Raw genomic sequence first — 6,770 nt, forward strand, 5'->3', positions numbered from 1 at the left:
ATATCGATACCGGCACAATGAGGGTGAACGACTTCAAATCGTTTCTGCTGCTTCTTGCGCGCCATGACAATTCCTCGCAGGATTGAACGGCGCGCGGGGCACACGGTGTCGAACGGATTCACTCTCTCATACGTGGTCACAGCTTGCTGTGCCTACAACGACTCCACGCCGATACCGTGCCGGCCACTCTCCCTCGCGGGTGCGCACACACCAGTGATAGCTACGGCCTCTGTCCCCGCGCGCACCCAATATTAAGCCGAACACTTGTTTGCTGCGCGACAGCGCAGCGTCGGCGACGCGGCGGGGACTCCCTCGCCACAAAAGCGCCCTCACCACAGCAAGTACCCCCATCACAGGGCTTTGTGTTCGGGCCTGCAGATTTGTCAGGTCCTCGCCAAACCGTCTTTACCCAAGCTTTACCCACCCCTGACCGCCGCTGACCTTGATCTTTGTAATCTGCACACATCCGGAACTGACCGGGAACGAGACAAGGAGAGACACCATGCGCAAGACCCTTACCGCTCTGATGTTCGCCGCCGCCCTGCCGACCGTGGCCATGGCCATGCCCGAAGGCCCGGGGCCGATGGGCCCGATGGACGGTCCACGTCACGGTGGTCAGATGCACGATAAAGGCCCCTACAGCCAACTGGACCTGACCCGCGAACAACGCGAGCAGATTCGCCGGATCATGGGTGAACAGCGCCATGAGCAACGCGAACTGGTCGACAAGTACCTGGCCAAGCTGTCGCCAGCCGACCAGAAAGCCATGCAGGACGAAATGCAAGCACGGCACCAGAAAGTCGACGCCCAGATCCGTGGCTTGCTGAAGCCCGAGCAGCAGAAAGAGTTTGACGCCATCCAGAAAAAACGCGCCGAACGTCGGGCCGAGTGGGCCGAATTCAAGGCCTGGAAAGCGCAACAGCCGCAAAAAGCGCAATAATGCGCTGAAGCACCCCCAGCCCAACGGCATGCCGCCGTTGGGCTTTCCTGGTTTTCGAGGATAAATCCGTGCGTTCACTGTTCTGGCGCATCCTGGCCAGTTTCTGGCTGGCCATCGCCCTGGTCGCGGGGCTTTCGATCCTCATGGGCCACATGCTGAACCAGGACGCCTGGATCCTCAGCCGCCACCCTGGGCTCAACACCCTGGCCGAAGAATGGACGCAATCCTACGAAAGCCAGGGCGAAGAGGCCGCACAGGACATCCTGCAACAGCGCAAGCGCAAATATCACGTCGACGTCCAGGTGCTCAACGAAAGCGGCGACCCGCTGGTGCGCGGCACCTTTCCCCATCGCGCCGCGGCTTTCGAGGCACGCCAGAACAACGATGACCGACGCCTCCCGTGGCGGCGCTTGACTGACGAGTTCACCAGCGCCAAGACCGGTGACACCTACCTGTTCATCTACCGCATCCCCCATCCCGAACTGGACGCCTGGCACCGCGACAGCCTGCTCTGGCCCCTCAGTGCCCTGGCCATTGCGCTGGTGGTACTGACCTTGTTCAGCCTGTTGGTGACCCTCTCCATCACCCGCCCGTTGAGCCGCCTGCGCGGCGCGGTGCATGACCTGGGGCAAGCCACGTACCAGCAGAACAGCCTCGCCAAACTGGCCAACCGCCGGGACGAATTCGGCGTACTGGCCACCGATTTCAATCGCATGGGTGCGCGCCTGCAAAGCCTGATCGCCAGCCAGCGCCAATTGCTCCGTGATGTTTCCCATGAACTGCGCTCGCCCCTGGCCCGGCTGCGCATCGCCCTGGCGCTGGCGGAGCGGGCGAGCCCCGCCGAGCGTGAAAAACTCTGGCCGCGCCTGACACGCGAATGTGACCGCCTGGAAGCATTGATCAGCGAAATCCTGGTGTTGGCCCGGGTCGACGCTGACAACGCCAGCGCCGAGGAAGTGGATCTCAACGGTTTGCTGGAGAACCTGCAAAAAGACGCCCAGCTGGCTTCACCGGAGCAACACGTGCGCCTGGAAGCCGAGCCGCAACTGACGCTCAAGGGCTGGCCGACCATGATCGAGCGGGCGCTGGACAATCTCCTGCGCAACGCCCAGCGCTTCAACCCTGCCGGGCAGCCCATCGAGATGCGTGCCGCGCGCCAAGGGGAACGCATAATGATCAGCGTGCGCGACCACGGCCCCGGCGTAGAGGCCGAACACCTGGGCCAGTTGAGCGAACCGTTTTATCGCGCCCCCGGCCAGACCGCCCCCGGGCATGGCCTCGGTCTGGCGATCGCGCGCCGTGCGGCGGAACGGCATGGCGGAACCCTTGGATTGGCGAACCACCCCGACGGCGGATTCATCGCCACCCTGGAATTGCCGCTGGTGCCGGGCGCGGTGGCGCAACCTTAAGCACCAAATCAAGGCTTGACCTTTCAAGTAGATGATAAGCATTATCATCTACTTGAACCGGACCGAGCCCTATCGTGAGCCAATCACGCTTCCATCAGGTTTTCCTCGCCCAGCGCATGCCGCTGCTGCGTACCCTCGAACGCATGGTCAACAACCCCAGCACCGCCGAAGACCTGCTTCAGGAAACCTACCTGCGCGTCACCCGCGCGCTGAACGAGCGCACGGTCGAGCATCTCGAACCCTTCGTCTTCCAGACCGCTCGCAACCTGGCGCTCGACCATTTACGCGCGCGGCGCATCCAGTCACGCACGCTGCTGGACGACGTGCCGATAGATGTGGTGAACAACGTCATCGCCCCGCAAAGCAGCGCCGAAGATGCCGCCCATGCCGGCCGACTGCTCGAAAAACTCAACCTCAGCCTGCAGTCGCTGAGCCCGCGCCAGCAGCAGATCTTCATCCTCAACCGCCTGCACGGCAATAGTTACCACGACATCGCCGAACGCTTGGGCGTGTCGCTGAGCACCGTGCAGAAAGAACTGAAATTGATCATGGCGATTTGCGTGGGCGTGGCCGAACGCCTGGGCGCCGATTGAGTCTGCAGGACACTGGCGGCCAACAACCACGCCGATTGCGTTGGCCGACGAGCCTGCTAGTCTTGGTCGCCTGATTACAAGCAGCCGTGCAAAGACACTGCCGAGGAACCGCCGTGACGGACAACCATCGCTCCCCTGAAGCCGCTGCGGCACAGGACACCGCCCACGCCATGGACCAGGCGCTGGACTGGCTGGTCCTGCTCGACAGTCCCAGCGAGGAACAGACCCGACAGTTCCAGGCCTGGCTGGCGGCAGATCCGCGGCATGGCGAAGCGTTCTCCAGAGCCCAGGCGATCTGGAACGGCCCGCAGATCATCGAAAGCGCCCGGCAGCTCCAGGCACGCCCCAAGGCCACCGCGCTGTCGCGTCTTCGAGCCCATTGGAAACCCCTGGCCACCGCCGCCGTGCTGTTGCTCGGGTTGTTCAATTTCAGCGACCTGCCCCTGCAATTCCAGGCCGATCACCTGACCGTGGTCGGTGAGCGCCAGCGCCTGCAACTGGAAGACGGTTCCAAGGTTTTGCTGAATACCGACTCGGCGTTTTCCAGTTCCTTCGACGACCAGCGGCATGTGGCCCGGCTCTACAAGGGCGAAGCTTTTTTCGAGGTGCCGGCCAGTCGTAATGTGCCGTTGGAGATCGACGCCGGGCCGGTCACCGCCAGCGTCAGCGACACCACGTTTGCCGTGCGTTACCTGGACGGCATCGCCCAGGTCCAGGTGCAGCGTGGCGATGTCGACCTGCGTGCGACGCGCTACGACACCCATGTCCGCTTGTCGGCAGGAGAAAGCATCCGCATCGGTCCCAACGGCTTCGACCGCCCGGCACGCCTCGATGCCGGTACGGACCTGGCCTGGGTCCAGGGTCGGCTGGTGTTCGAGAATCGGCCGCTGGGCCAGGTACTGGCGGAGTTGCGACGCTACTACCCGGGCTGGATCATCAGCAACAATGAGCGGTTGGCCGGCGTGGCCGTGACGGGCAACTATCGCCTCGACCAGCCGCTGGATGTGGTGCGTTCCCTGGCCCACATCACCTCTGCCCGCCTCCAGGAATTCCCGGCGCTGGTGATCCTGAACTGAATGAGAATTATTTTTACTCGATAGCTTCCGCTGGTTCGTCTCGTTATAGCCAATGCAATTGATTCGCATCTTGCGATGCGATCTGCACCTATAACAGATGCGACACGGAGCGCTATCGATGTCCTCTCGCTTTACTTGCCGGTTCCTTGCCCCCTCTTGCACGCTGTCACTGCTGACCGCCGCCATCCTGACGGCCGGCACCGCGCCGGTCGCCCTGGCTGCCACCGCCGAGCAACCGCCAGCGCGCAACATGGGCGACTACACCTTCAGCATCGCCCGACAACCACTGGTTTCCGCACTGAATGCATTTACCGCCGTCACCGGCTGGCAGGTGGGGCTGCCGGCAGAGCTGGCCGAAGGCATCGCCTCGCCGGGGGTGAACGGCTCGCTGCCGCCGGAAAAAGCCCTGGAACGCCTGTTGGTGGGGACCAACCTGAGCTACCGCAAACTGGGCAATAACAACATCGTCCTGGAAAAACGCAGCGCCGGCAGCGCGCTGGAGCTGCAACAGGTAACCATCAGCGCGACCCGCCAGGAGCAGGACATCGCCAGCGTGCCGAGTACCGTTTCGATCCATGATCGCCAGGCCCTGGACCGCAATAACGTCAACACTATCAAGGACCTGGTGCGCTACGAGCCCGGCGTGTCGGTGGGCGGCGCGGGCCAGCGCGGCGGCATCAGCGGTTACAACATCCGCGGCATCGATGGCAACCGGATCCTGACCCAGGTCGACGGCGTGGAAATACCCGGCGGTTTCTTCAACGGCCCGTACGCCAAGACCCAACGCAACTACGTCGACCCGGAAATCGTCAAGCGCGTGGAGATTCTCCGCGGTCCGGCCTCGGTGCTGTACGGCAGCAATGCGATCGGTGGCGTCGTCAGTTATTTCACCCTCGATCCGGACGACATCATCAAGCCCGGCAAGGACGTCGGCGCGCGTCTCAAGACCGGCTACAGCTCCGTCGATGAGAGCTGGCTCAAATCCGCCACCCTTGCTGGCCGCAGCGGGCCGTTCGACGGGCTGTTGCATTACAGCCAGCGCGACGGCCACGAGACCGAGTCCTACGGCAGCAGCAACGGCACCGGCCTGGACCGCACCGCGGCCAACCCGGAAGACGTGCGCGCCAACAGCGTGCTGGCCAAACTCGGCTGGGACTACAGCGATGAGGCACGCCTGAGCCTGGTGTACGAGAAGTACAAGGACGATCGCGACGTCGACCTGAAAAGTGCCTACGGCGGGCCCTATGCCAACGGCCAACCGGCCATTCCCGGCTCCATCCTGCCCGGCGGCATGTACCAGTGGCGCACCGGCAACGACACGATCACCCGCGAGCGTTTCGGCCTGGAGCACCGCTTCGCCCTCGACAGCCTGCTGGCTGACAACATCAAGTGGAGCCTGAACCACCAGATCGCCAAGACCGACCAGCGCACCGCCGAGTTCTATTTCCCGATCACCCGCCGGGTGTTGCGCACCCGTGAAACGCTCTATGAAGAAAAACAGTGGGTCTTCGACGCGCAGGCAGACAAGTCATTCAGCGTGGCCGACACCGATCACACACTGACCTACGGCACCACGCTCAAGCACCAGAAAGTCACCGGCTCACGCAGCGGCAACGGCGTGTGCCTGGCGGTCGGCGTGGGCTGCCCCGCCGTTGGCGCCATCAGCACCCGGGACATATTGGCAAAAGCCAGCGACTTCCCGGACCCGACCATCAACACCTACAGCGTTTTCGCCCAGGACCAGATCAGCTGGGACAAATGGACCTTCACGCCGGCGCTGCGCTACGACTACACCCGGCTCAAGCCACGCCTGACCGAGGAATTCCTGCGCACCGTGGACCCCACCAGCGGAGGCACGGTGAGTGGCGAGGACAAGAACTGGCATCGCGTCTCGCCGAAGTTCGGCCTGACCTATGCCCTGACCGACCAGTACACCTGGTACGGCCAGTACGCCGAAGGGTTCCGCACCCCGACCGCCAAGGCCTTGTACGGACGTTTCGATAACGCCGGCGTGGGCTACAGCGTGGAACCCAATCCTGACCTGGAACCGGAAAAAAGCAAAAGCTACGAAACCGGCCTGCGCGGTCGTTTCGACTCCAGATCGTTCGACGTGGCGGTGTTCTACAACAAGTACCGCGACTTCATCAACGAAGACGCCATCACCCCCGGCGCCGACCAGTTGACCTTCCAGAGCAACAACATCAAGCACGCCACCATCAAGGGCATCGAAGCCAAGGGACGCCTGGACCTGGACGTGTTCGGTGCGCCAAAAGGCCTCTACACCCAAGGCTCGGTGGCCTACCTGTATGGCCGCAACAACGACACGGGCGAGCCGCTCAACAGCATCAACCCGCTTACCGGCGTGTTCGGCCTGGGCTACGACCAGGAGCAGTTCGGCACCTTGCTCAGCTGGACCCTGGTCCAGAAGAAAAACCGCGTCGACGACAGCAACTTCAAATCGCCCGACGGCGTCAGCGGCCAGTTCAAGACGCCGGGCTTCGGCATTCTCGACCTGAGCGGCTACTACAAGGTGACTAACGACGTCACCGTCAGCGGCGGCCTCTACAACCTCACCGACAAGAAGTACTGGCTGTGGGATGACGTGCGCGGCTACGACAGCGTCGGCGAAGCGGCGGTGCTGAGCCCGGCCAATCTCGATCGCCTGACGGCGCCGGGACGCAACTTCGCGGTCAACCTGATCTGGGATATCTGATCCGGTTCCAGGCAACAGTTACCTGTGGCGGGGGGGTTT

The 6,770-nt window shown here is 63.1% G+C and carries 5 protein-coding genes; all 5 read left to right on the forward strand.

Going from position 1 to position 6,770, the window contains the following annotated elements; all coding sequences use genetic code 11:
- The first annotated feature begins 502 nt into the window (after positions 1–502).
- The 5 genes from ACE04F_RS16960 to ACE04F_RS16980 all read left to right on the forward strand — a co-directional run bounded on the left by ACE04F_RS16960 (position 503) and on the right by ACE04F_RS16980 (position 6,731).
- Positions 503–940: a Spy/CpxP family protein refolding chaperone gene (locus tag ACE04F_RS16960; RefSeq protein WP_305499264.1), complete on the forward strand. Its 438-nt coding sequence runs from the start codon at positions 503–505 to the stop codon at positions 938–940.
- A gap of 68 nt (positions 941–1,008) precedes the next feature.
- Positions 1,009–2,349, forward strand: coding sequence for a sensor histidine kinase (locus tag ACE04F_RS16965; protein WP_486108458.1), 1,341 nt, complete (start codon positions 1,009–1,011; stop codon positions 2,347–2,349).
- 74 nt (positions 2,350–2,423) lie between these two features.
- Positions 2,424–2,942: an RNA polymerase sigma factor gene (locus tag ACE04F_RS16970; RefSeq protein ID WP_486108460.1), complete on the forward strand. Its 519-nt coding sequence runs from the start codon at positions 2,424–2,426 to the stop codon at positions 2,940–2,942.
- 113 nt (positions 2,943–3,055) lie between these two features.
- On the forward strand, positions 3,056–4,018 hold the full coding sequence (locus tag ACE04F_RS16975) for a FecR family protein (protein ID WP_486108462.1): 963 nt from the start codon (positions 3,056–3,058) through the stop codon (positions 4,016–4,018).
- A 118-nt stretch (positions 4,019–4,136) separates the two neighbouring features.
- Positions 4,137–6,731, forward strand: coding sequence for a TonB-dependent receptor (locus ACE04F_RS16980; RefSeq protein WP_486108464.1), 2,595 nt, complete (start codon positions 4,137–4,139; stop codon positions 6,729–6,731).
- The last annotated feature ends 39 nt before the right edge of the window (positions 6,732–6,770 follow it).

Source organism: Pseudomonas sp. AGC41, from assembly GCF_057334555.1.